The 1,767-nt window shown below is 25.4% G+C and carries 2 protein-coding genes; both read left to right on the top strand.

Annotated features, from left to right (window positions below; genetic code table 4):
• Window positions 1–300, top strand: a 300-nt coding sequence (locus N9R85_RS03810) for a hypothetical protein (RefSeq protein ID WP_262858656.1), incomplete at its 5' end; no start/stop codon positions are given.
• Between the two features lie 178 nt (window positions 301–478).
• A partial coding sequence (locus N9R85_RS03805; RefSeq protein ID WP_262858655.1) for a hypothetical protein occupies window positions 479–1,767 on the top strand: 1,289 nt, incomplete at its 3' end.

Below are 1,767 nucleotides of genomic sequence, written 5' to 3'. Positions count from 1 at the left end.
TTAGTAGAACACGCAACGATTACAGATAGTCAAGCAACCAAAATGATGAGAGAATTAGGAACATATAATCTTTCTAAAGCGATTGTTAATAATGATTTAGAAACATTAATAAAATACTTTAAAACTGAAATAGCATTAATGGATTTCATTAAAAAGACAAAAAATTCTGCTAGTTGAGTGTTTCAAAAATTAAATGGTGAAATGTATAACATTAATAATCAATTTAACCAAGAACAAATTAGACAATCGACACAAACAGATATAGAAAATAACGAAGAAGATGTAAATGTTTTTGAATAACAATATTATTGGTACTAAAAAATGTTTTTTAGTATTAGAACACTATTAAAATTCATTATAAAACATAGATAGATATTTTTAAAAACTTAAGGTTTTTAGAGTTAGCGTTTGGCTAACTTTTTTTATAAAAATGTATTCAAAAACTAGATTTTAAATCATATTAATATATAATTTTTATATGATAAAAAGTAAAACAAAAAACATATTAAAATGGGCAACAATTTTGCTGCCACTAACTGCATTTAGTGGTGTTTCTGCTAGTTGTTTAGAAAGAATTAATAGAGTTTTAGCACCAAAAGGAAACGGCATAAAAGATGAAAAGAATAATCAACCTTCTTCGACCCCTTCTTCATCAACAAATACTGCTCCATTAGGGCCTAATATTTCTTCGACTCCAACAAATAATACTAATACTTCAAAACCTATGTCCCAAGAAGAAATTATCAATAATTTTACTGATATTTATGAAAACACAGGGCAACTTGATATTTCTCCAAGTGTTTTCAATGAAACAGGAACTTTTTTAGGGAATATACCAGAAAAATCAATATATTATAAAGTTGATTTTAATAAACCACAAGAATTTATATTTAAACATCCTACAGCTGTGTTTTATTATTCTGGTATTAAAAAATATTATGATTATTTATTGCAAGTTGATAACCAAAAAGATAATTTAACAAATAGACTTTTAAAATTAACTGATAAAAATTATGATTCGTTTGCTCTAACAGATTATAAAACCACCAGATTAACAAAAGAATGAAAAGATGCGATTACATATGATTTAGATACAATTATAGATTCATTCGGTTCTTTCTATAAATATGAAGGAAATGGAAAATTCTACGATGGTGTTATCCCACTTGATTTTCAAGAAAAAGAACAAGAATTAAGAAAGATTCCAAATTTAGATAAAGCAAACTGACATAAATGAATGGAAAGAGATTTAGAAGAAGCTACAGAACAACCAGTCATTAGTTATAATGATATGTATGATGTTTCTAAAAATTTCTACGAGAGAACTGATAGACATTTTATTCAAAAAAGAGTTCATTTTAATAGTAAATCAAAAAATAAAAATGAAAAACTACTATCTTTAATGCCTGTCCCTAACAAAACAACAAATGATTCTGAATATGTAAATGATTGATATAACTTTAATTATAAATATAATAAAGACATAGTTATTAATGATAAAAGAAATTATATTGGTGTATTCCCACAAAAAATGCAGTTAGAGGAGAATCGTTGAACTCCACAAGAGTTTTATAATAATTCAATAATTCTAGCCCCTTTTAAAGCAATTCAAAACTCAAACATAACATCTAAGTCATTAAAAGTTTTAAGAGACTACATACACTTTAAAATAGCCCTTTCATTACTAAAAAAAGATAAAGAAAAACCATTCCTAGAACAGTTTGAAGATAATTCAAATACACAGCTACAAGAATTTTACAAAAAATA

Origin of the sequence: Mycoplasma sp. CSL7503-lung, assembly GCF_025515455.1 — a bacterium.
Classification (GTDB): domain Bacteria; phylum Bacillota_I; class Bacilli_A; order Mycoplasmatales; family Metamycoplasmataceae; genus Mycoplasmopsis.
The sequence above is the reverse complement of the archived record's forward strand: the minus strand, read 5'-3'. Positions and strand labels throughout refer to the sequence as shown.